Raw genomic sequence first — 23,705 nt, 5'->3', positions numbered from 1 at the left:
GCGCTGCCGGTCGCCCGATCGGTTGACGCCACGCAGGTGACGTGAAATCCCGATTGAGGCTGAAGCTCGGCGATCGTTCTGCGGAATCGAGGTTGCAATCATCGCCGCTTCCCCCCAAATCAGACTAAAGGCGATTCCCGGCCGCTTTGCCGGCCAGAGAGCATGGAGAACAATATGATTGAGAAGCGCGAGTTTTACATCAACGGTGCCTGGGTTTCGCCGATTGCCGGCCGCGATTGCGAAGTCATCAACCCGTCGAGCGAAGAGGCCTGTGCGGTGATCTCGCTTGGTGGCACCGAAGACACCAATGCGGCAGTTGCTGCGGCCAAGGCAGCCTTTGACAGCTGGTCGCGCACCGATCCCCAGACCCGGCTTGGCTATGTCAAGAAAATCCGCGACATCTATGTCGAGCGCGCCGAGGATATGGCCCAGGCGATCAGTCTTGAAATGGGCGCGCCGATCGACATGTCACGCGACGATCAGGTCACCTCCGGAACCTGGCATATCGACAATTTCATCAAGGCCTTCGAGGACATCGAATTCATCCGTCCGCTCGGACCGCATGCGCCCAATGATCGCATCGCCATGGAGCCGATCGGCGTTGTCGGCCTGATCACGCCCTGGAACTGGCCGATGAACCAGGTCACGCTCAAGGTGATTCCGGCGCTGCTGGCCGGCTGCACCATGGTCCACAAGCCATCGGAAATCGCGCCGCTGTCGTCGATCGTCTTCGCCGAAATCGTCCATGCCGCGGGCCTGCCTACCGGTGTGTTCAACATGGTCAATGGCGACGGCGTCGGCGTCGGCACCGATCTGTCGACCCACACTGATGTGGAGATGATCAGCTTCACCGGTTCAGCGCGCGCCGGCATTCTCATTTCCAAGTCCGCTGCCGACACGCTGAAGCGCGTCTGCCTCGAACTCGGCGGCAAGGGCGCCAATGTGATCTTTGCCGACGCCGATGAAAAGGCCGTCGAGCGTGGCGTCCGGTCATGCTTCAACAACACCGGTCAGAGCTGCAACGCTCCGACGCGCATGCTGGTCGAACGTTCGGTCTATGATCAGTCCGTGGACAAGGCCATCGAGGTTGCCGCCACTGTCAAGGTCGGTCCTGCCAACCAGGCCGGCGATCATATCGGTCCGGTGGTTTCGGCCCAGCAGTTCGACAAGATCCAGGGCCTGATTCAGAAGGGCATCGATGAAGGTGCCCGTCTAGTCGCCGGCGGACTTGGCCGGCCCGAAGGCTTCAACCGGGGCTATTTCGTCCGCCCGACGATTTTTGCCGATGTGAACAATGACATGACCATCGCACGCGAGGAAATCTTCGGGCCGGTGCTGTCGATCATTCCTTTTGACGGCGAGGAAAATGCGGTCGAGATCGCCAATGACACGATCTACGGTCTGACCAATTATGTGCAGAGCCAGGATGGCGCCAAGCGCAATCGCATGGCGCGGCGACTGCGCTCGGGCATGGTTCAGATGAATGGCAAATCACGCGGCGCCGGCTCGCCCTTTGGCGGCGTCAAGGCGTCCGGCCGGGCCCGCGAAGGCGGTGTCTGGGGAATCGAAGAGTTCCTTGAAGCCAAGGCAATCTCCGGCTGGGACAGCGACGCCGACTGATCCCGAACAGATTACGGCCCGCGCCTGACACAGGCGCGGGCCGTTTTCATCATTCTGCCTGATGGTTCAGATCTTCAGGATGGCGTTGCCGATCAGTGTGCCGCTTTCGACGGCCTGATGCGCCGCAGCCACCTCTCCCAGCGCAAAGACCTTGGCCACCATCGGCGTCAGTGCACCTGAGGTGAGAAGTGCGTTGATGTCCCTGATGGCGTCGGATTTGGCCGCATCCGACATCGAGTAAACGAAAACCGGCTGAAGACAGATATTGCGGAACGCCAGCGGAAAGAACGGCAGCACCGGGTTGACGTCGGTCGCTGAAGCATAGGCGCCAACTGTGGCGTTGAATCCGAGAGTTCTTGGATAAAGGCTCATATGCGCCGCCAGATCCACCTCGGCGACATGATCGACGCCGTCGGGGCCGGCCAGTTCGATAATCCGGGCTTCCAGGTTTTCGGTTTTGTAATTGATGATCGCGTCCGCCCCGGCTTCGCGCGCGACAGCGGCTTTTTGATCAGAACTTACCGTGGCGATAACCCGTGCGCCCATGGCCTTGGCGATCTGGATTGCCGAATGCCCTACGGCGCCGGCACCACCGGTCACCAGCACGGTCTTGCCGGCCACCGGTCCGGCCCAGAGCACGGCCCGGTGCGCAGTCATCGCGGGTACGCCAAGGCAGGCGCCGGCTTCGAAGCTGGCCTGATCGGGCAGCGGCGCAGCAAGTGCTGCTGGCACACAGATATAGTCTGCGGCGGTGCCGTTGGTGCCCTGCTTGACCCCGTCGGTCGACCGATTGACATTGTAAAGCCAGATACGCTCACCGACACGTCCGCTATCGACGCCGTCGCCAACGGCTTCGATGATGCCGGCGCCGTCATTGTGGATCATCACCCGGTCGGCGACCATCGGGCCCTGGGCGCCGCTGCGGGTTTTCACATCAGACGGATTGACGCCTGAAGTTTTCATCGCAACCAGGACCTCGCCCGGTCCCGGTGATGGCTTTGAGGCCTCAAGCAGCGAAAGGGTCTCCGCGGCAGGCCCGCGGTCTGTGCAAAATATGGCTTTCATGAAAATCTCCGGGTTGGCAGGTCGGCGCTGGCAATGGGAAGAGCACTGCAGTGGTCGTTATGTCTGCGTGCCACCAGTTGCCAGCTTCCGAGGCGATGGTTTCGTGTCTTGTCATAGACACCAAACGAGCCCTCAACGGCAAGCCTGCGAGCGGACAAGGACGGTGCAAAAACACCATCAAGGCAAACGGCAATGGCTTGTTTAAAAACCGGCCAGACGGTATGTTTACAGAATGATAAATTTGCCTCATCGCAAGAACAATCCTGAAGCGTTGCGCGCAAAACTGCTCGACGCCGCGGCCGGTGTGATCATCGAACATGGGCTGCCTGCGTTGACATTGGAAAGCGTGGCGCGTCAGGCCGGCGTCAGCAAAGGCGGCCTGTTGCATCACTATCCGGGCAAGGACGCACTGGTTGATGGTTTGTTCGAGCAGGTTGTCAATTGGTTTGGCGGTCTGGTCGAGGCCACTCTTGATCCCGATGAAACCAGTCATGGGCGGTTCTCGCGCGCCTATTTGCAGGTCATTGCCGGCATCGACATGAGTCTGCCCGAGGAAAAACGTCTCGCCGTGCTGATCCTGATGCTCAGCTCCGATCCGCGCTATTGTGGTCTGTGGAACAATTGGGTCGAAGCCCGGCTGGATGAACATCGCCAGACCGACAGCACGCCGCTGGCACGCACGTTGCGGTTGGCGGCTGACGGGCTCTGGCTTTCCGATCTCGGTGGCGGACCGGATTCGAACCCCGCAACGCGGCGCGAAATCCTGAAGTTTCTGGAAGACCTTGATGCCGCTCCGGCATTGAGCGTCAGCGGTTCACAAACCGAACCTCACAGCGGAGAGCGATGACATGCCCTGGATTTTTCTGGCGATTGCCATCACCGGCGAGGTGGTTGCGACAACCGCCCTCAAGGCGTCCGACGGTTTTACCAAGTGGAACTATGGCAGCATCTCGGTCGTCGGCTATGCCGTCGCCTTCTATTTTCTGTCGATCGTGCTCAAGACCATGTCGGTAGGCGTAGCTTACGCGATCTGGGCCGGCGCCGGTGTGGCGATGGTGACGTTCATAGGGATTTTCCTGTTTGGCCAGAAACTGGATCTCTATGGCTATCTGGGGATCGGCCTGATTGTCGCAGGCGTCGGCGTCCTCAACCTGCTCTCGAAAACCGCAACCCACTGAACCGGCTCAAGCCCGCCGGTTCACATCGCCGCCCGGCATTGGGTAGGCTGTTGTTTATTGAACAGGGCGGGGGATCAGCGACGATGGTCGCCGATCAGTTTTTCCATCATTGCCTCTTCTTCCCTGCTCAGATCGGTCAGTGGAGACCGTACCTTGCCCGCGGCGAAGCCTTGAAGGCGCACACCAGCCTTGATGGCCGAAACGGCATACCCTTTCTGACGGTTGCGAATAGCCATGAATGGATAGAAGAAATCTTTCAGAAGGCGGTCGCATGTCGCCCGGTCGCCGCCACGCAGCGCCGTGTAGAACTCATTGGCCAGGCCTGGCACGAAATTGAACACCGCCGAAGAGTAGGTGGTAAAGCCGGCACCCAGATAGGCTTCAGCGAACAGCTCGGCCGTGGGCATGCCGCCCAGATACATCAAGCGATCGCCGGCGCGTGCGGTGATTTCGCGAATAAGGCCGATGTCACCGGTGCCGTCCTTGAATCCGATAAGGTTCGGGCAGTCGTCGCAAAGCCGCAAAAGCGTATCGGCCTGCAACACCGCATTGTCGCGATTATAGACCATAACGCCGATGCCGACTGATTGGCAGATGGCCTTGACGTGAGCGTACAGCCCTTCCTGGGGTGCGTCGATCAGGTAATGCGGCAGAAGCAATATGCCGTCAGCACCGGCCTTTTCGACGGACTTGGCAATATCAATAGCAACGTTGGTACCGTAACCGCAGCCGGAGACGATGGCAGTCTCGCCTGCAGCTTCCTTTGCTGCCGAGACAATAGTCGGGATTTCAGACGGCTTTAGCGAGAAAAACTCGCCGGTACCGCCCGCCGCGAACAGGACCGGAGCCTTGAAGCCCGTCAGCCATTCAATATGTGATTTGTAGCTGTCGGCTGCGAAGGCGCCGTCGTCATCGAAATGAGTGACGGGAAAAGAAAGCAGGCCAGAACCCAGGGCAGTTTTGATTTGTTCGGGGGTCATGATGCGGATCCTTGGTTGCGTTGCATTTCCTTCGTTTAGATTTCCTTCCGCAGAATAGCAATATAGATAGTATGAATTAATAGGATGAATTAAACAGACCGCTTGGCATTTGCCGCGATTTGCGTCAGGAAATGTCAGAATGCAGGAGTTTGACGTGACAGATAGTTCTTCCGGGAAACCGAGCCGCGTTTCCGAACTTGCCGCGGTGTTACGCGGCAAGATCGGGCGAGGGGAATACCGGCCAGGTGAAAAGCTTCCAACCGAGTCGGTGCTCTCGGCCGAGTTCGGCGTCAGCCGCACAGTGCTGCGCGAAGCGGTGGCAGCACTGAGAGCCGACGGGCTTTTGCTGTCGCGACAGGGCTCTGGTGTTTTCGTGGTCGAGGCAGCGAAGTCCTCATACCCGCCCCTGCGCGATACAGATCAGACCCGGCTGTCCTCGGTCTTGGAACTTCTCGAACTGCGCCTTGCCATAGAAAGCGAGGCTGCAGCGCTTGCAGCACAACGCTGTAATCCGGAGCAGGAGGAGTACATGCTTTCGGCCATGAAGCTTCTGCGCACTGAGGTCGAAGCCGGACGCATGGCGGCCAAGGCGGATTTCGCGCTGCACATGGCCATCGCCGCCGCCTCGGGCAACCCGCGCTTTGGCGAGATGCTGGCCATGTTCGGTCCCGATTCGATACCGCGCACCATGATTGGGACACAGATGACCCGCGATCCATCCTATCTGGTGATGCTGGATGCGGAGCACATGGCGATCATAAAGGCCATCCAGAATCGCGACCCCGAAGCGGCGCGACGCGCCATGCGTGACCACCTGGGTCAAAGTCAGCGACGCTATCGCGCGCTGCAAATGGGCTGATGCCTGTCGCGCAAAAGTGTGCAGCGGCTTTGCGCTAACGACATGCAAAAGACAAAGAGCGAATGCGCGTCATCCGGGCCCGTATTGACACGGCGCGCGTCAGGTATCGATCCCACGGATTTCCGGACAGAATAGCTCCATCCTCGGCGTGTGGCACGAGATGCCGGGACTGAACACCCGGACTGCAAACAGCTCGATAGTGTGCGTAGTTGTCACGAGGGGTCGGATATCTTCGGCCTTCAGATATTTGCTGGCAGCGAAAGCGAGCCTCGGTTCGCGCCGCAACCAATGCCGCAATTGGTACGCAATCTGCCTATCCATCGAAGCAGGTATGCCGATATGCTTTTCCCCACGACCAAGAGATCGAAGGGGAGGCTTTGATCGCTTTGTGCTCGGCAAGCCGGGCACAAGGACTTTGAATCACCCCCGCAAACCGATCCGAAGAATTAGCGATCGTTTTGACCGATGATCGGGGAGACAAGCTAGATCAATAAATGGAGGAGAATACCAAGATGAACATCCTGCCCAGAATATCGCAAAGAATTGGTACTGCCGCAGCACTCTTCACGTCCGCAACAGCCGTGATGGCGTTCGCGACAGTAGCGACAGCGCAAGACAGCAATTATCCATCAAAGCCGATCGAACTTGTCTGTACGACGTCCCCGGGCTCGGGAACATCGATCTGGTGCGAAATGGTTGCCGGTGAGCTGAAAAAAGATGAGTATCTCGGCGTTCCGATCAATGTCACCTACAAGAACGGTGGTTCAAACCACGAGCCCACGGTCTATTTGAGCGAACAGCCGGCCGACGGCTACACATTCATGCACATGAGCCGCAGCTTCACCAGCTATTTCAATCTGCCGCACTTCACAAAGACGCCGGATGATTTTCATTTGCTGGCGAAGTTTGAGCAGACGGTTTACGGTGTCGCCGTGCGGTGCGACGACCCCGAGATTAAAAGCTGGGAGGATCTGGTCGCCTACAATGAGGCGAATCCCGGCAAACTGACCATGGGTTCGAACAAGGTTGGTTCCACGCAGCACCTTCAGCACACCATGATCGGCCGCGATCCGGCTGGCGCCGACCTCGGATTCGTGCCGTACAAAGGCTCCGGCGGTGTCGTCAAGGATGTGATCGGGGGCCATTTGCGCGTAGGCTTTGGACCGGCCGGTGTGTGGAATACCCATATCGAAGCGGGGACAATCTGCCCCATTCTGACCCTCAACGAGGAGCGGTTGGAAGATCCGCTGTGGGCCGATGTTCCGTCGATCCGCGACGTGGGTATGTCCTATAACGTTCCGCACCAGTGGCAGGGGTTCATGGTCAAGGCGGGCACACCGCCAGAGGTCATGGACACACTCGCCGCTGCACTGAAAAAGGTGTCCGAGTCCGACCACTACCGGGATACCTACATGGTGCAAAATCCACACGTCGTGCCTGCGTTTGATGCTGCAGATCGCGACAAGCTGATGTCCGATTTCAAGGATGATGTTGCTGAAACCCGTCTGTTCCTGATCAAGGTCGGAATGATCGACGGCTAATCAACCTCGCTTACCGGGGGGCGGCCATGCTCCGCCCCCCGTTCATGCGGTCCGCATGAGACGGGATCGTCTTTCGAAAACAGCCGAGCCTGACGTGCATTACGAAAACCCTGAGATTTGGAACCGCACCAATGCTTACACGACTAAGAACACTTGTACTGCCGCGGCGGCGCAGCTTCATGATTTCGGTGTTCGTAACGCTGGTGGGGGCCGCCTATCTCTATTGGGAAGCCACCCAACTGCCTCCCTCCATTCTGCGAGGCTATCCCGGTGATGGCTTTTTCCCGCGCATCGCCCTTGCCATGATCCTGGTCTGCGGTGTTGCCACGCTGATCCGGGAACTCATCACAAAGCAGCCTGAGACGCAGCCGCCTCCCGACGACATTGACGACGCCGACGACGACAAGGACGGACCGATCACCCTGGACTTGGTTGAAGTCTCTCTGATCGTCGCTCTTTCGCTGCTCTACATGGTTCTGCTCAAGCCCCTTGGTCTGGAAATTGCAACGTCGCTCTTCATGTTCGCCTTGCTGTTGCCGCGGCTTCCGATGCCCTGGCCAAAGGCTGTTGTGATTGCGGCGCTGGGTGCGATCTGCACCACGCTGGTGGTTTATTGCGCATTCGTCCTTGGCCTGAATGTGCCGCTGCCGCTGAAATTCCTTCCCCTGTATCTAGGTGGGTACTGAACGAACATGGAAAACATAATCGCTAATATCGGACCGGTCCTCATGGACATGGGCAGCCTGCCAGTGATCCTCGCAATTGTTGCCGGTGTGACCCTGGGGATCGTTCTCGGCGCGCTTCCCGGTTTTGGCAGCTCCCAGTCTCTTGCCCTTCTCTTTCCACTTACATTCACAATGCCCGCCGATGTGGCGATCATCTTTTTCCTCGCGGTCTATTCCGCAGCGGAATACGGCGGCTCGATCCCGGCAATTCTGATACGGACGCCGGGAACGCCAGCGCAGGCCGTAACCGTCCTGGACGGCTACTCAATGGCGCAGAAAGGCTTTCCCAACCGGGCGCTCAAGATATCGCTTCTTTCCGGTGTCATCGGCGGCCTTACCAGCACGATCATCTTCATCCTTGTGGGGGGATGGATTGCCAGCATTGCGCTTGAATTTGGACCCGGTGAAATGTTTGCGCTTGGCATATTCGGGCTTTCGATCATCGGCAGCTTCTTCGGGCGGGACCCTACTCGCGGGTTTCTGGCGGCAGGTCTCGGCCTGTTTCTTTCCACCGTTGGAAGTTCCGATTTTGGCGGCATGAGGTTTACCTTCGACAAGGGGTTCCTGACGGATGGCATTCCGCTTGTTGTGGTGATCATCGCGTTCCTCGCTGGTCCCGAGGCGCTTCGCCTGCTCATCAGCCACCGCAAGACCATCGAGACGCCAAAAACTGTTCTGCAGATCAACACGCAAAAGACCGATGATCGTTTCCTGAAGTCGGATTTTCGCAGGCTGATCCCGACATGGATCCGGGGCAGCATGATCGGCACAGCCATCGGTGCGCTGCCCGGCGCCGGCGCTTCGATTGGTTCCCTGATCGCCTATGGAGAGGAAAAGCGTTGGTCGCGGCGACCCAAAAATGAGTTTGGTACAGGTATCGCCGAAGGCATCGCAGCTCCCGAGACAGCCAATAACGCGGTCGTCGCAGGCACCCTTGTTCCGTCCTTGACGCTGGGCATTCCCGGTTCAGGCTCAGCCGCCATCCTGCTCAGCGTGCTGATCAGCAAAGGGGTTGTTCCCGGTCCGCTGCTTTTCGCAGCTGAGCCGAAACTGATCACTTCGATCTTTATCGGACTTATTTTCATCAATCTCTGGCTATTGGCGCTTGGCCTGATCTACACGCGCGGTTTCGCCTATATCTCAAAGATCTCGCGCCGTATTCTCGGCCCCTGTGTTTTCATCATGATCCTGCTGGGGACCTATGCCTATGCCAACTACACGGCTCATGTGATGATGGTCATCGTGCTCAGCCTGGTGGCCTACTGGATGGTGAAAATCGACATTCCCGTTGTTCCGGTGGTTCTGGCTTTCGTAATGGGGCCGATCGTCGAATCCAACCTTGCCCGTGCAATGACGATCCACGCGGGCGATCTCAGTGTGGTGCTGACTCGGCCAATTACACTGACAATTCTCGGACTGGCGCTGGCGACCTTCGTGTACAGTGCCATAAGCAGCATGCGAAGCAGCCTTGCCAGTCAGAACGAGACGAAAGAATAGAGAGCACAAAGCCGGGCGGCGGCTGATTAGACAAGTTTCAGGCCCGCCCGCAGCTCATCGTGAAGCCACCGGCAAGGGGTCAAAATCTCACCCCTTGTCGGGCCTGAAGATGTGCGGAAAAGCGAAAGTACTAGAAGGCTTCTCCGCGGGCGGTCTTTGCCGGACGCAGCACGCATTCTACCCTGATCAGGTTCTGTTGGTTCGATGAGGGAAGCGGCGTATTTACCGTCCGGGCTAGGTCACATCGGGGGCCAGACCGGCTGCTTCGGCGCGGAGACTGGCGAGCGCTATCATGAAATCCAGGTTCGGTGTCTCGACCTCGACCATCTTGGCCAATCGCAGAATGATCGTGTAAAGCGACTCGATCTCCATCATCCGGCCCTGCTCCAGATCCTGCAGGATGCTCGGTTTGTGTGCGAGCGCGTGCATTTGTGCCATCACCTTGTCGATATCACGCGACGGCGATCTTCCGAGTGCTTCTGCAACTTTGATGGTTTCGGTCAGGAGCGCGCGCATGGCTGTCGCACAGGCCGGCTTTGCCGCGATCTTGTCGACCGTACACTGCGTCAGGATCGCCATCAGCCCCGAAGCGACATTGTTTTGCAGCTTTGACCAGATGACGTCGCGAATTGCATCGGTTGTCGTGGTCGGGAGGCCGCCGCCGGACAGGATATCGGCAATCGCAATCGAGCGGGGCGACATTGTCCCGTCTGGTTCACCGATCACCAGGCGGCTGCTGGCTTGAGCAAGTCGAACAATCCCCGGCGCGACCACCTCGCTTGCCGAATAGACAACGCATCCGATGGCGCGCTCGGGTCCAACGCCATTCCACACGGCGCCTTCAGGGTCGATGGTGGGAAGGCGGGTGCCATCCATTGCTCCACCATGGCCGTAAAAATACCACCAGGGGATTCCGTTCATTGCAAAAACGACTGCTGTATCCGGCTTGAGCAACGGGCCGATGGATCGTGCGACGGATGTCAAGGCAGGGGCCTTTACGGCAACAATCACCACGTCCTGGGGGCCCAGCTCACCGGGATCATCCGAAACGGTGACCGAAGCCGCGCGTTCTCCGTCCGGTGACTGCAAGACGATCCCTGACGAACGGATCGCTTCCAGCTGCGTGCCGCGGGCCACGACCGATGTGACGGCGCCGCCGAAATCGCACCGCGCAGCGATGTGGCTTCCGACCGCGCCGGCCCCAAAAATACAGATCTTCATCGTTGAGGCCCTATCATCGTACTATTCTCCCTTGAACGGGCACTCTGCAAACTGTGTCTAACCGCGCCCGACAAACGGCATCTGCGAAGACATGACCATAACCGATTGTATGTTGGCGGACAGGTCCATATTGGCCATCATGAGGATTGTGTCCCCTACATTCGCGGCATCCATGGTGGGCTCGGCCATCATCGTACCGTTGGGTTGCAACACGCCCCCGGCCATTCGTGCAGTCATCGGTGTTGCAGCGTTTCCAATGTCAATTTGTGACGCAACAATATTGTGCGCGCGCCCATCAAGCGAGATGCATTTCGTCAGCCCGGATATCGCGTGTTTGGTCGTTGTGTAAGGCGCAGACCCCGGTCTCGGGGTGTGTGCCGACAAGGAGCCATTGTTGATGATCCGTCCGCCTTGTGGCGACTGATCTCGCATCGCCCGGTAGGCCGCGTTCGCACAGAGAAACATTCCGTTGAGATTGACATTCACAACGCGAAGCCAGGTCTCGTAAGTGACGTCGCCAAAATTCGTGCTTGGCGCACCGCCGCCGGCGTTGTTGAAAAGCGTGTCCAGCCGTCCGAATTTCGTTGTGACAGCGGTGAACAGCGCCTCAACATCATCCGGCTTTGTCACGTCAGTCGGCACCGCAAATGCCGTTCCTGCCTTGGCCATCGTGACGGTCTCTTCGAGAACGTCGGCCCGGCGGCCTGCAAGTCCAACCGACCAGCCGGCATTCAAAAGTGCAAGCGCAGCCGCACGACCTACGCCACTGCCAGCTCCAGTGACCACCGCAACACGTTTCTCCATCGACTTCTCCCTTGCAGCGCATCCGCGCCTGTTCCGCATGGCAAACTTTCACCACGCACTTATGCGCTGCAGCATAGGTGTGCGGCCACGCCAACGGAAGATATTGCAGGTGACCCAATCGATGAAATGGTTTTGCTTTGAAATTTCGCCCAGCCAATTATCGACCTATCCTAGGACGACGATTGAGACTTTGCCATTTCAGTGCTGCGCGGTGCAGCGCGTGAACAATGGCACAGCAAAAACAACTCGGTTCGCATTGTGCGAGGCACCAGCAAGGACGGACGTCGGCATGGGTAAATGGAAGCTGATCATTTGAGCGTGCGCATATGCAAGTCTGTTCGGCAGTCGCTGAACCGACATCATCCCGGGACGGGGAGCATGAATTGTGCGCGACGTTCCGGATGCCTGCGGCTGTCCAACAGCGAGTTTGCATCATGAAACACACGCAAAAGCCGTTCAGGACGGCTCTTCACACCTGGACGATCCATACCACGCCGCTTGATATCTGTCTGGATGCAACTGCGAAGGCAGGTTTTGACGCAATCGAGATCCGTCGCAGCGACGTTGTCGATTGCTTTGACCGTGGCATGACGAAAGACGATGTGATTGCCATGATGCGCGACAGCGATGTGTCCATTGGCGTTCTGGGCACAGAATATGGCTGGTTTTTTACGCCGCCTGAGGAACAGAAAAGACTATTTGGCGTCCTGCATGAAACCTGTGAGATTGCAAAGGCAGTTGGCTGCGACATGATCATGAGCGCGCCGGGCCAGGTGACAGGCACCGTCAAGGATGCTATCGCGGCAACCCGGATTGCCGGTGCGATCGTTGCCGAATATGATCTCAAACTTGCACTTGAGTTCAACTCCCAGCACCCGGTAGTCAACCGGACCGCGGTCCTGCGTGAGATCATCGAGGGCGCCGGCCACCCCAGTTGCGGCATGCTTCTCGACGCCTATCACTTGCACAGAAGCCAAGGTGTTTCAGCCGGTCTGGATGGCGTACGTGCAGACGAGTTGTTTGCATTTCAATACAGCGATGCGCCCCTGCACCCGACACCCGGAATTCGCCGCCCGATTGATCGGCTCGTGCCCGGGAAGGGTGTGATCGACTGGAACAATCTTTTCGGCCGTTTGAGCGAAATCGGTTACGACGGTTACCTCAGCTACGAGGCCCCCAATCCCGCCCTTTGGGAACGCTCGCCCTACGAGGTTTGCGCCGAAGCGGTCGAGATCACCCGTGCACTGCTGCTTGCTGCGGCCTGTGCTGAAAACAATGAATCGGAAAAAGGAACAAGAACATGACAAGTATCTCGCTCAAGCATGCTTCTGTCGTCGTTGACGCCGCACTCGCCAAGGGGCGGGAGAATTCTCTAGAGCCGCTGACGGTTGTCGTTCTCGACGCAGGTGGTCATCTGGTCGCCGCCAAGCGGGAGGATGGCAGCGGAATTCTGCGCCTCGAACTGGCCAAGGGAAAGTCCTACGGCGCGCTGGGGTTCGGGTTGGGGTCACGCGAACTTGCCAAGCGCTCACAGAAAGTGCCGGGCTTCATGAGTGCTGCTTCAGATGCTTCCGACGGGCGATGCGTGCCCGCGCCGGGTGGTGTGCTGATCAAGAATTCGGACGGGCACATTATCGGTGCTGTCGGGATTTCCGGGGATACCGGCGATAATGATGAAGTCTGCGCTATTGCCGGGATTGAGGCTGCGGGACTGACAGCCGACGGCGGTTGAACCGATAGCCCGCTCCAATCGGGCGAAATAGCCAGAGACGAGCCAGCGCAATCATGAAGTAACAAACAACGCCGCGCATCCAGTCGGATGCGCGGCGTTGTTATTAGGGTCATGGCGGTCCCGTCGCGGCGTTGGCTAGCTATTGTCTAGCCGATCAATTCAAGCGTCGTTGGCTCGAACAGCGCCTCAAGGCTCACTGGACGGTTCAGCACGCCCTGCGCCTGGCATTGCTCCAGATACCCCTCCAGAAGCGCCCGGTTGGGTTCTATGCCGTAGGGCAGTGGATCGGCACCACGCTCGAGTATCCGGGCATGCATTTGATCGATGGCTGTCGGAGATTCGATCGCGCCAGCCTTGAGTTGATCAACATAGATCTGCTTGGATTGCGCAAATGCGTCGAACAGCGCCACAGGCAAATCCGGGTTACGCGCCAACACGTCGTTGCGCACCACGATCAGGTGGTTGATCGGGTAGTGTCCGCGCTGGTCGAATGCACGCAGACCAGCCTCCAGCCCATCAGGGTGCAAGGCAACGATGTTGTCATACTGTTCTGGAATATCCTCGGGAAAGAACCCGACGGTGGCGGGCAGCACACCTGCCTGAAGGTCCTCTCTCAGGCTGCGTCCGTCCTCTATGAGTCGAACATTTTCGGGCGGCCGGAAATCGGCAACATGTTCGTCGCTGGACAGGATCCAGTTGACGCGCCTGGGGTCCACCCCGTGTTCCTTGGCGAGGATTTCGCGCGCCCACACGCCTGTTGTGACGGTATATCCGCGGTCAACTCCGACGTCGCGGCCTTCTAGCTGCTTGGGATCAGTAATGCCGGCGTTCCGGTTGAACAGGATCGCACCGTGGTGAAATTCCCGGACAAGGAAGATTGGCAGTGCCGTGAATTCCGCACCGTGTTCCCGTGCGACGACATAGGTTGTCAGTGCAAGTTCGCTGATCTCGAATTTGTGCTCCCGCACCATGCTTCTAAAGGCGCCCTGCATTGCCCCTTCATCGTGGATTGTGAGGTCAAATCCATCGACTTTCACCCTGCCATCGCAAATTGGGGCTACATTGCCTTGCATGCGCAGCACAATGTTGAGGTTCGGGTTTTCCATTGGCCGTGCCTTTCCTGTTTCCTTCGTCACCAGACGGGAATGAGGCTTTCAATTCAGGTGAAAGTGCCAGAATGCCCCGATTGCGCTTTCATGAAGCACATCAGGGTCTGGTTGATGGTCCGCGTGCTAACCGAAGGTGAAGGAGTCGTGATAGGCACCCTGGACGCTCCCGCCGGTAATCGGGGCACCGCCGGGCACGTAGACAGTATTGCCTATGACTGCTGCGGTCGCGCCATGCAAGCCATGCCGCGGTACCGGCATTGGTGCGACAATTTCCCATTTTTCGGTCTTGGTATCATACGACTCGTTGGCTTCAAAGACCAAACCGCGCGCCTCGCCACCGAACGCCAGTATCTTGCCGTTCACATAGGCCACAGAGTGTCCACTGCGAATGGTCGGCATTTCCTTCCGGAACGACCAGGTCAGACTTTCGGGATCAAAGACCGAATGCAGACCGGTGTTGAAGTCGTAGGAATCCTTGCGCCCGCCGATGCAGTGGATTTTTCCATCCACGACCACAGCTCCCATGTGGCATCGCTGGCCCGCGAATGGCTGCGTCGGTGTCGATCCGCGCATATCGTTGAGAAGCTGGTACTGCTGCGTTTCCGGATCATATATCTCGTGCCAATCGACCGACCTGACGTTGCGGCCGCCAAGCAGATGAATCTGTCCGTTGAGTTCCACTGCTGAAATCGCACCGCGCGGTCTGAGAAGGTTCGGAATCCGTTCCCACTCATCCGTGTCGTCGTCATAGACAAAACAGTTGGAGTGCGGGCAGCGGTTCTGCTCGATAAAGCCACCGAAACTGTAGATCTTGCTGCCGATCGCCGCCATGCTGAGGTGATTGCAGGCATAGGGTATGGGCGCCTTCAGTGTCCACTCGCCGGTCGCAGGATCGAATACCTGATGGTAATCGCTGTTGACCTGACCGCGCGCATAGCCGCCGATGACATGGACCTTCCCATTGCATGCGATGACACCCATTTCAGCCGTCGCGATCGGCATCCGGGTCTCTTCTTTCCAGACTCCCATATTCTCGGCATTCGGAACGATGTCGGGATTGGGCTGGGAAACACCTTGCGGGATGCTTGTAATCGTCGGATCAAACAATCCGGAAAACAGCGGGTCTTCCTGTGAACCGTTTTTGCTATCAGCCATCGAGGTCTCCTTCGTTATATCTTGTCGGACAGGGAGAATGTACTGGGATGAAAGACCTCTTCAGGAGTCAGGTGACGGCCGGTCAGGCCATCTCCATGAGCATATCTCAGCATGTGCTCGATTTCATGCCTGCTCTCCTTGAGGCCATAATTCCAGATATCGCCACCCATCAGGTTTTGGACGTCCGCAAAGGTTTCGGCAATCCAGGGCAGAGTCAGCCGAAGAATGTTAACCTGCTTCATCTCATCAAGGGCAAGCGCCTTGGCTCTGACAAAGGCCTTGAACACTTCAGCGGGGAGCCATGGATGCTGGTCGACCAGACTTTGCCGGACAACGACACAATGCATTATCGGGAACGCCCGGGTTTTGCGAAAATAGTCCTTCTCCGCGCTCTGGTAGTCCGGGAAAAGCCGCGCTACCCGGCTGTCTCCGCTGGTAAAGGATGAGGGCGGCTTTGTTGCAATCAGAGCATCCAGCCGGCCGTCGGCGAGCATGCCATTGAGTGTCTCGGTCGCGGGAATCGGGGTAAGGCTGATTTCCTCGGGCAGGTCGAGCTTCAGCCTTTCGCCACCGCCAGGCGCTTCCAGCCCGCCATTCATCCAGGTTACGTCCTGACTGCGAATCCCGTATTCGTCAGCCAGCATGCCCCGCACCCAAAGGCCGACTGTTTGCTGGAACTGCTGAACACCAAACTTGCAGCCACGCAGGTCCTCCGGTTTCTTGATTCCGCTGTTGGCGTTGATATAGATGGCTGAATGCCGAAAGCTGCGAGACAGGAAGATTGGCAGTGCGACGTAGTCGCGAACACCCCGGTCAACCTGGATCAGGTGACTCGACATCGACATTTCGGCGATGTCGAATGCCTTGTCATCGAGCACTTGACGAAAAATGGTCTGTGTCACCCCTGGCAGCGGGATCACGTCACATCCGCTGATGGCAATGCGCCCGTCAAGTATGGGAGCGGCCCGGTCGGTCTGCGTGCATGCCAGCGAGAGAGCAAGCTTGGTCATATGAATTCCCTGATAATGATCTGCGTGTGCGAGCATGCAATGCCAGCGGTCAACGAAGAACGTATGATCCTTTAAGTCAGCACAATTCTGATTGTTATGGCGCCAAAAAAACAGGTGCAAACCGTGACCAATTACGGCATTGGTCAGTATATGAACAAGCAGCGTGCAGCCGAAGCCGTCGAGAGACTGCGAACCTATATCGAGGGGCATGACTTCGCCCTGAACGACCGGATTCCGCCTGAGCGATTGCTATGTGTCGAGCTGGGACTGACCCGGGCCGCGCTGCGCACGGCGATGAGCGTGCTGGAGGACGAAGGCCGGGTTTGGCGACAGGTGGGGCGCGGAACCTATATCGGGGCTCGCTCGGTCTTGAATCTTACAGAGGTGCGCTACCTCAGCGGCATAACCACTCCGGAAGAGATAGCCGACGCCCGTTTGATTATCGAACCCGAACTCGCTCGACTGGCGGCACAAAACGGCGTTTCAAGCGATCACAGGGAACTCCGGCGCTGCTACCGGCGATGTGCCGAGGCGACGGATTGGCGCGTTTTCGAGGCGTGGGATAACCGGTTCCACAATGCCATTGCGACCGCCACCAGAAACAAGTTGCTGATGACGGTTTTTGAAACACTGAACGCCGTGCGACGCTCAAATGTCTGGCAGACGCAACGTACTGAGTCCGGCCCCTCCCGCAGTTACCCGACCCTCGACGAGCACAAGGACATTTGCCAGGCGATCCTGAACAAAAAGCCGGAAGACGCTGCGAATGCGATGCGCGCGCATCTCGAGTCGGTACGCAAGCGGCTGATCCTTCGCAGTGCGGGGATGTAGATTTATTTGGCAGGTAATGTGGTGTCGGTGGATGCTTGCTCGGGGCGCGATCACGTTCGTTATTGAAGAATTCAAGTTTACGAGACGGCGGATTTGCAGTCTTTGCTGCTGGCCCATCGCTCTGCAGGCCGCCTCATCAGAACTGCCTGAATTTCCGAAATTAACGATAGCCCCACATGCGCTATTACATTGCCGGATGAACATGGTATAAAATTGGTTAAGATTGAGTGCTCTTCCGATTTTTTGGATGATGTATCGTTTAGATGTCAAAACAAGCATTTGGGTAGCAAATGGTTAAAGGTCGATCGTCCAGTCACGTCCCTGTCTCCGGGGGTGAAACGGTTGTTTCCATGTCTACGTTCATGGCGCCGGTCAGGCGCATTATTTGGATGATTGCCGGTTTCTCGGTGTTCCTGAATATGCTTGTTCTGGCCACACCGCTATACATGCTGCAGATCTATGACCGGGTGCTTGTCAGTCGGAGTTTCGATACCCTTGTCATGATCAGCATCGTGGCATTTTTGGCGGTACTGGTGTTCGGCCTGCTTGAAGGCGTGCGCGGGATCATGGCGAACCGGGCTGCCGCGCAGTTCGAATTGGGCATTTCGCGACCGGTTTTTGAACGCATCCTGCAAAATGAGCGCTCCGGCATGAACGGGACGGAACCCCTGCGCGATATTTCGCTCCTGAAAGGGTTCATATCCAACCGTGTGGCGCTGAGCCTGCTTGATCTGCCTTTTGCACCCCTGTTTGTTGTGCTGGTCTTTTTCATCCATCCGACGCTGGGTTACATCACACTGGTCGGCGCGCTTTTGCTGATGGGACTGGCTGCCGCCAATGACAGAGCCACTTTCGCGGTTCAGCAGCAGGCCGGCGTCGACACCCAGACCAGCATGGGCGTGGCCCAGTCCATAATCCGCAATTCGGAAACCGTCCGTGCAATGGGCATGTTCGATGCGGGCATGACGAAATGGGCGAAAAGCAACAACAAATCGCTTTTGGGCCAGGACCGTGTCGGCATTCGCAATTCGACATTTTTCGGGCTGACGCGTTTTTTCAGGCTTCTGCTGCAGATAGCGCTGCTGGGGGTGGGTGGTTACCTCGTGCTCATCAACGAGATGACAGCCGGTATGATATTTGCGTCTTCCATCATCTCATCGCGTGCGCTCGGGCCCATTGAACAGGCCGTGGGAGCATGGCGGTCGCTGTCTCAGGCCCGGCTTGCCCATCGCCGCCTGACGAACCTGTTTGATAAGTCGGCCTCGGTTGGTGAAAGAACATCACTCCCCCGGCCTACCGGGCGGATCGATGTCGAAACGCTTGTCTATGCTGCTCCGGGAACTGCGGAGCAGGACCCAGTCCTCAAAGGCTTGAATTTCAAGGTGGAGGCTGGCGGGGTTCTGGTCATATTGGGCGCTAGCGGCGCGGGGAAATCCACGCTGGCACGGCTTCTCGTCGGCGCTGCCAGCCCGTCCAGAGGATGTGTCCGGCTGGACGGGGCCGATATCATGAACTGGCCTGACGCGGCACGCTTCGCCCACGTTGGCTATTTGCCCCAGTCAATCGAGTTGATGCCTGGAACCATCGCCGAGAACATATCACGGCTCGACCCGAACCGGGTTGATTCCGCTGTAGTCGAGGCGGCCGGGCGCGCAGGTGTCCATGAACTGATCATGCAATTGCCGGAGGGATATGAAACGCTTGTGGGGCCGGGGGGGCGAGGCCTGTCGGGCGGGCAAACCCAGCGTGTTGCACTGGCGCGGGCTTTCTACGGTTCGCCCGCATTCATCGTGCTTGATGAACCTAACGCTCACCTGGATATTGATGGAGAAAGACAACTCTCGGAGACGATTTCGGCCGCAAAGGCGGCGGGAACGACAGTTGTCATCATAACCCAGCGAACCGGTGTCATGCAGGTGGCTGACAAGGTCATGATCCTCAGCCAGGGCGAGATCGAGGCCTGGGGCCCGCGTGACGAGATGATGGCGCGCCTCATCCCCGGATCAGGGGCCCGGGCGGCCAGGAACTCGGGCGGACATCCCTCCTCAGCCACCGGAAGTGCGACCGGGCGGTTGACGTCGATAACCAGGATTTCCAATGACCCCAAATGACGCCAAAAAGACTTCCGCCACATCGAAACTTTTCTCGGTTCGCATGCCTGTGCTCGTGGGGGTGATGGGTCTGGTCCTGTTTTTCGGCGGTTTTGGTGTCTGGGCGTCGACTGCGCCAATTGCCGGAGCTGCCGTTGCCTCTGGCACTCTTGTGGTCAGCGGCCAGAACAAGGTCGTCCAGCATCTCGAAGGTGGGATCATCAAGGAAATCCTGATTGAGGAGGGAAGCCGGATCACGCTCGGTGCGCCGGTTCTGGTACTCGACAAAACCGCTGCAGCGTCCAATCTCGACCGGCTGACCGAGCGACGGGATACCCTGATGGCGCTCGAGGCAAAATTGCTGGCTGAGCGTGACAATCTTGACGAAATCCGCTTTCCGGCACAGTTGACCGAGAAGACCGCCAGCCCATCGATCGTTCTGCTGTTGGAAGATGAACGCACCGATTTCAGCGCCCGCCTGTCCAGGCACAAGGATGAAATCGGCATACTTGAAAAGAAAATCCGCGCATTCGAAGAACAGATAGTCGGCATCAAAGCGCAAAATGAAGCTGTTGAGGAGCAGATGTCATTGATGGCGGATGAGCTTCACGGGCTGGCAGGACTGATGAAAGATGGCCTGACCACGCAAGAGAGACTGTTGGCTCTCAAACGCGCCCGCGCGTCGCTTCTGGGTGACAAAGGCGAGAATATTGCCTCCATTGCCACAGTTCGGCAGGATATTGCTCAGACAGAACAGCAAATTCAGCACACCCGGACCTCGCGTCAGGAGGAAGCGTCCAAACAGCTCGCTCAGGTCCGTTCAGCATTGCAGGACATTCAAAATCAGATCAAGGCAGCCCGCGACATTCTGGAACGGACCGTCGTGCGCTCGCCAATTGCAGGGACCGTGATCAAGCTTGGAGTGCACACAATCGGTGAAGTGGTTCAGTCCGGTCAGCAGCTTGTGGAAATTCTGCCGGAGGGCGCGGAACTCCTCATAGAGGCAAGGGTCAGTCCGGAAGATATCGATGTAGTTTCGGTCGGCCAGGAAGCCACAATCATGTTCAGTGCTCTCAACCAGCGCACCACGCCCGTCGCCAAGGCAACCGTGGACTTTGTCTCTGCCGACATCCTGGTCGATGAGTCCACCCGACAGCCCTATTATCTTACGCGCCTCAAACTCGCCGATATAGAGGACGTGGGGATCAGCATTCTGGACCTTTATCCGGGAATGCAGGTCGAGACTTTTGTCACCACGGAAGAGCGGACCTTCCTTGACTATCTGGTTCGCCCGATCCGTGACAGCTTCGCGAAAGCTTTCCGCGAGAATTGATTCAACCGGGTTTCAGATCAGCCGCTCATTGCACCGTAATTACCCACCCCTGAATTTATGATTTCGGGCCTTGATGTCGGCCTACGCCAAGACGGATGCGATAACCTGGAAGGGATTTGCGCCTTTGAGGCGGGCGGTATCGACGGTTGTGCGTACATCCGCCTCGGCTTGGGCGGCCCACATGGCGCGATATCCGTTTGTCACCTTTCTCTGAATGACCCATGGACGGAGCTTTCGCTCAGATGTGTTGTTGGTGACATCGACTTCTCCGGGATAGTCGCAAAACGTCAGCAGCTGATCGCGGGCCCGCCCGATCTTGGCCTGGAGCTTTTGGGCCAGGTCGCATGAAGTCGGGGCGCATAGAAGCCCGGCAAGCTGTTTATCGAATTTGCGCTTCTTGCTTGCGACGGTAGACGCAGCGAATGTGCTTATGGCTCTGGCGAAATCAAACACACGGCCAAACCAAAGCTGGAAGCGAAGAGGGAGATCATCCTCGCCATGTTCCAGCGCAAAGGCTGTATCACGCGCCAAATGTGCAAGGCAGGTTTGATGTCGATGGCCGTGAGATTGCTGGGCTGAATACCGATCAGATATCCATACCTCGGGGACATGGCCGCCCATGGTCTCGTGAACGACCCGTGCTGCACGGGAGTAATCGGGCTGGTGGACAACGGCATCCTTGCAATGAAAAACCCAGTGTTGGGCATTTGTGCCCTCAATACGCACACCGGTTTCGTCGCTGGCGACAACGCGGGCGGCTCGAAGGCTGGCCTTGGCGGCCTGTGCTGTGGCCTGGAAGCTCGGACGGGAGCGGGCAAACATGTTCATGATCGCGCCCTCGCTCGCATGGAGGCCGAAGATATCCATGAACACACCGCTCAGGCGTTCGTAAGACAATGCATGGAAACTCTTGAGGTAGATCGCCAGCGCGTGAATGCCTGGCCCGAACGGCGTTGCGGTTGCCACGGCAGGTGCGGTGGCTTTTGTCGTCGTGCCGCATTGCGGGCAATGACAGGAAAAACGCCGATGCCGGGTGACATGAGGACGGATCGCAGGAATATCGATCTCGTCATAGGCCCCGGCCAGCACCATCGTATCATCACCGGAAAACGCATGGCCGCATCTCTTGCAGGCGGTCGGTTCATGATCGCGAAACATGTCGGCAAAATCCGCCAGCACCCTATTGTGGGGTTCATGCCCGGGCTTGGCTCCACCCGGTCGTGAGTTGACGCGTTTCTCTTTCTTGTCCGTAGAGGGCGGCTTGGAAGACGTCCGAGAATCCTTGGCAGGCCGTTGGAGCCGAAGCACCATCTCGATCAATTCGTCCTTGCTCAGCTGCTGCAAATCAGTCCGATCCATATCATCATGGATTCAGACATTGTGGTGCATGGCAAGGGGGTGGGTAATTACATTGCACCTGCTGAATCAAGACCTGCCGGCAACAAATCGCAGCTTATGTCAGTGCGCGAATTTCGGGGTAGCTCAGGAGCTATGTGGGCGGCAATGCTCATGAACTCTCCCGACAGTGCTGACGATCAATTTGCGTGCCTCGGCTTCAGTCGCAGCCTCGCTGTAGATCCGCATTTCGGGAGCGTTGCCTGACGGGCGCAGGTGGACGATGGCGCCGTTTTGCAGCGTCACTCTGAACCCATCGGTCAGATCGACCGTCGAGACCGGCCCGATCGGTTCAAAGAAGCTGTCGCGAACCGCCGCATCTTCTGACAGCTCCGCCAGCAGCGCCTTGCTTGTTGCCGTGGGGAAGTTTTCGATTCGGTCGCTGGCGGCAACCGGCAGTCCGAGAGCTGCGACATGGGCCGAGAGGCTTTGCCCTGCCGCACGGGCCGCTGCAAAGGCACTAAGAACCGGCAGAACGCTGTCGCGCGTCGGCAGTGCGGCGAGCCGGGCCGTGCCAACCTCGATGTCATTGCCGGTCAGCACGCCGCCATTGGCCTCAAATCCGATGACGCGGCTGGCGCCCCCGGCCAGGGCTTGCGCCATGCCGGAAATGACAAAGGGCGAACCGACCCTGGTGCGATGAACCCGTGCCTGACAGCGGCTTTCAATGCCCGAATTGGAAGTCACCGGGGTGACGATGGCATCGGCGCCAAGATAGCGCGCCACAATCAGACCCAGCGCATCGCCTCTGAGCACCTGGCCGGTCTCATCCGCCACCAGCGGCCGGTCGCCGTCGCCATCAGCCGAGACCAGACCGTCGAGCCCATGGCTGCAGACCCAGCCGGCCACCAGCGCCCTGGTTTCGTCCGACACGGCTTCGGTGTCGACCGGAACAAACACGTCCGACCTGCCAAGCCGCACCACCTCAACGCCGGCCTCCTGCAAAATCTCGGCCAGAACGCCGCTTGCCGCAGAACTGTGCTCATAGAGGCCGATGCGCAATCCGCGCAGCATGTCGCCGGTGGTAAAGCCGCGATAGCGGTCAATGAAAGCGGCGGTGGCGGCGGCTGTTTCGTCGCGCAAGCCGGAGGGCGCAGATAAGGGGCCCAAAAGGAATTCCGGCGCAAGCCGGGAGATTGCGGCTTCGTCCTGCTTGTCGATCTCGCCATCGGGACGGTAAAATTTGACGCCATTGCGGTCGTCCGGGATATGCGATCCGGTGATCATCAGCGCGGCAGCACCCTTGGCCATGGCGTGCAGCGCCAGCGCCGGTGTCGGCAGCACGCCGCAATCGACCGGCTCAAACCCTTCGGCAAGCAAAGCCGCAGCGCACTGCCCGGCAATCTCCGGGCTGGAGGCGCGCAGGTCCCGGCCCAGGAATACCGGCGCGCCCTCGGCTGCCATTGCAGAGAGCCTGAGGTGCCTGGCAAAGGCCCGTGCGTGAGCTGCGGCAGTGCCGTCGGTCAATTCCCCGACAAGACCGCGAAGCCCGCTGGTGCCGAATTTCGCCGCCATGATCGTCTCTCCCGTTGATTGCGCATCCTGCGACGGCGTTTGGGC

21 protein-coding genes are annotated in these 23,705 nt (G+C 58.2%); 12 read left to right on the top strand and 9 right to left on the bottom strand.

Annotated elements, in window-relative coordinates:
• Positions 1-174: 174 nt before the first annotated feature.
• Positions 175-1,620 carry an aldehyde dehydrogenase family protein gene (locus IMCC20628_RS20035; protein ID WP_047031661.1) on the top strand — a complete coding sequence of 482 codons (1,446 nt, stop codon included), beginning with the start codon at positions 175-177 and terminating at the stop codon, positions 1,618-1,620.
• A gap of 66 nt (positions 1,621-1,686) precedes the next feature.
• Here IMCC20628_RS20035 and IMCC20628_RS20030 read toward each other — a convergent pair whose 3' ends face one another.
• Complete coding sequence (locus tag IMCC20628_RS20030) at positions 1,687-2,685, bottom strand: NADPH:quinone reductase (RefSeq protein ID WP_047031660.1); 999 nt, start codon at positions 2,683-2,685, stop codon at positions 1,687-1,689.
• A 232-nt stretch (positions 2,686-2,917) separates the two neighbouring features.
• Between IMCC20628_RS20030 and IMCC20628_RS20025 the strand changes: the two genes are divergently transcribed.
• Positions 2,918-3,532, top strand: a complete 615-nt coding sequence (locus IMCC20628_RS20025; protein ID WP_047031659.1) for a TetR/AcrR family transcriptional regulator — start codon at positions 2,918-2,920, stop codon at positions 3,530-3,532.
• A gap of 1 nt (position 3,533) precedes the next feature.
• Positions 3,534-3,863, top strand: a complete 330-nt coding sequence (locus IMCC20628_RS20020; protein WP_047031658.1) for a multidrug efflux SMR transporter — start codon at positions 3,534-3,536, stop codon at positions 3,861-3,863.
• A 74-nt stretch (positions 3,864-3,937) separates the two neighbouring features.
• Here the strand turns inward: IMCC20628_RS20020 and kdgD are convergent, their stop codons facing one another.
• Positions 3,938-4,843, bottom strand: coding sequence for a 5-dehydro-4-deoxyglucarate dehydratase (gene kdgD / locus IMCC20628_RS20015; protein WP_047031657.1), 906 nt, complete (start codon positions 4,841-4,843; stop codon positions 3,938-3,940).
• A 154-nt stretch (positions 4,844-4,997) separates the two neighbouring features.
• On the opposite strand from kdgD, the gene IMCC20628_RS20010 reads away from it, so the two are divergent.
• From IMCC20628_RS20010 to IMCC20628_RS19990, 4 genes are all read left to right on the top strand, one after another.
• A complete protein-coding gene (locus IMCC20628_RS20010) occupies positions 4,998-5,702 on the top strand; it encodes a FadR/GntR family transcriptional regulator (protein WP_047032811.1) in 705 nt (234 codons plus the stop codon).
• 512 nt (positions 5,703-6,214) lie between these two features.
• Positions 6,215-7,243, top strand: a complete 1,029-nt coding sequence (locus IMCC20628_RS20000; protein WP_197078351.1) for a tripartite tricarboxylate transporter substrate binding protein — start codon at positions 6,215-6,217, stop codon at positions 7,241-7,243.
• A gap of 131 nt (positions 7,244-7,374) precedes the next feature.
• A complete protein-coding gene (locus IMCC20628_RS19995) occupies positions 7,375-7,929 on the top strand; it encodes a tripartite tricarboxylate transporter TctB family protein (protein WP_082128253.1) in 555 nt (184 codons plus the stop codon).
• Between the two features lie 6 nt (positions 7,930-7,935).
• On the top strand, positions 7,936-9,465 hold the full coding sequence (locus IMCC20628_RS19990; protein WP_047031653.1) for a tripartite tricarboxylate transporter permease: 1,530 nt from the start codon (positions 7,936-7,938) through the stop codon (positions 9,463-9,465).
• A gap of 234 nt (positions 9,466-9,699) precedes the next feature.
• On the opposite strand, the gene IMCC20628_RS19985 is transcribed toward IMCC20628_RS19990, so the two are convergent.
• A complete protein-coding gene (locus IMCC20628_RS19985; RefSeq protein ID WP_047031652.1) occupies positions 9,700-10,686 on the bottom strand; it encodes a 2-dehydropantoate 2-reductase in 987 nt (328 codons plus the stop codon).
• A 57-nt stretch (positions 10,687-10,743) separates the two neighbouring features.
• On the bottom strand, positions 10,744-11,490 hold the full coding sequence (locus IMCC20628_RS19980; protein WP_047031651.1) for an SDR family oxidoreductase: 747 nt from the start codon (positions 11,488-11,490) through the stop codon (positions 10,744-10,746).
• Between the two features lie 434 nt (positions 11,491-11,924).
• Between IMCC20628_RS19980 and IMCC20628_RS19975 the strand changes: the two genes are divergently transcribed.
• Entirely contained in the window at positions 11,925-12,794 is an 870-nt protein-coding gene (locus IMCC20628_RS19975) for a sugar phosphate isomerase/epimerase (protein WP_047031650.1), read from the top strand.
• Positions 12,791-13,222, top strand: a complete 432-nt coding sequence (locus tag IMCC20628_RS19970) for a heme-binding protein (protein ID WP_047031649.1) — start codon at positions 12,791-12,793, stop codon at positions 13,220-13,222. Before IMCC20628_RS19975 ends, IMCC20628_RS19970 begins: the two co-directional genes overlap by 4 nt.
• 146 nt (positions 13,223-13,368) lie before the next feature.
• Here IMCC20628_RS19970 and IMCC20628_RS19965 read toward each other — a convergent pair whose 3' ends face one another.
• The 3 genes from IMCC20628_RS19965 to IMCC20628_RS19955 all read right to left on the bottom strand — a co-directional run bounded on the left by IMCC20628_RS19965 (position 13,369) and on the right by IMCC20628_RS19955 (position 16,496).
• Positions 13,369-14,328, bottom strand: coding sequence for a 4,5-dihydroxyphthalate decarboxylase (locus IMCC20628_RS19965; protein ID WP_047031648.1), 960 nt, complete (start codon positions 14,326-14,328; stop codon positions 13,369-13,371).
• A gap of 126 nt (positions 14,329-14,454) precedes the next feature.
• Positions 14,455-15,486, bottom strand: coding sequence for a hypothetical protein (locus IMCC20628_RS19960; RefSeq protein WP_052766569.1), 1,032 nt, complete (start codon positions 15,484-15,486; stop codon positions 14,455-14,457).
• 14 nt (positions 15,487-15,500) lie between these two features.
• Positions 15,501-16,496 (bottom strand): hypothetical protein, encoded by a 996-nt coding sequence (locus IMCC20628_RS19955; protein ID WP_047031647.1) that lies wholly within the window; start codon positions 16,494-16,496, stop codon positions 15,501-15,503.
• 123 nt (positions 16,497-16,619) lie between these two features.
• On the opposite strand from IMCC20628_RS19955, the gene IMCC20628_RS19950 reads away from it, so the two are divergent.
• From IMCC20628_RS19950 to IMCC20628_RS19940, 3 genes are all read left to right on the top strand, one after another.
• Positions 16,620-17,327 carry an FCD domain-containing protein gene (locus IMCC20628_RS19950; protein WP_245307831.1) on the top strand — a complete coding sequence of 236 codons (708 nt, stop codon included), beginning with the start codon at positions 16,620-16,622 and terminating at the stop codon, positions 17,325-17,327.
• 350 nt (positions 17,328-17,677) lie between these two features.
• Positions 17,678-19,438 carry a type I secretion system permease/ATPase gene (locus tag IMCC20628_RS19945; protein ID WP_197078350.1) on the top strand — a complete coding sequence of 587 codons (1,761 nt, stop codon included), beginning with the start codon at positions 17,678-17,680 and terminating at the stop codon, positions 19,436-19,438.
• A complete protein-coding gene (locus tag IMCC20628_RS19940; RefSeq protein ID WP_047031646.1) occupies positions 19,425-20,750 on the top strand; it encodes an HlyD family type I secretion periplasmic adaptor subunit in 1,326 nt (441 codons plus the stop codon). The genes IMCC20628_RS19945 and IMCC20628_RS19940 overlap by 14 nt, the downstream gene beginning before the upstream one ends.
• An 81-nt stretch (positions 20,751-20,831) precedes the next feature.
• Here the strand turns inward: IMCC20628_RS19940 and IMCC20628_RS19935 are convergent, their stop codons facing one another.
• Together IMCC20628_RS19935 and IMCC20628_RS19930 are read right to left on the bottom strand one after the other, a co-directional pair.
• The gene (locus IMCC20628_RS19935; RefSeq protein WP_047028619.1) at positions 20,832-22,109 is read right to left on the bottom strand and encodes an IS66 family transposase; all 1,278 of its coding nucleotides are present in this window, start codon (positions 22,107-22,109) and stop codon (positions 20,832-20,834) included.
• A 123-nt stretch (positions 22,110-22,232) separates the two neighbouring features.
• Entirely contained in the window at positions 22,233-23,663 is a 1,431-nt protein-coding gene (locus IMCC20628_RS19930) for a phosphomannomutase (RefSeq protein ID WP_047032807.1), read from the bottom strand.
• Positions 23,664-23,705 lie beyond the last annotated feature (42 nt).

Origin of the sequence: Hoeflea sp. IMCC20628 (assembly GCF_001011155.1) — a bacterium.
Taxonomy (GTDB): domain Bacteria; phylum Pseudomonadota; class Alphaproteobacteria; order Rhizobiales; family Rhizobiaceae; genus Hoeflea.
Note: the sequence above shows the minus strand (reverse complement) of the source record. Positions and strands in the feature narration are given on the sequence as shown.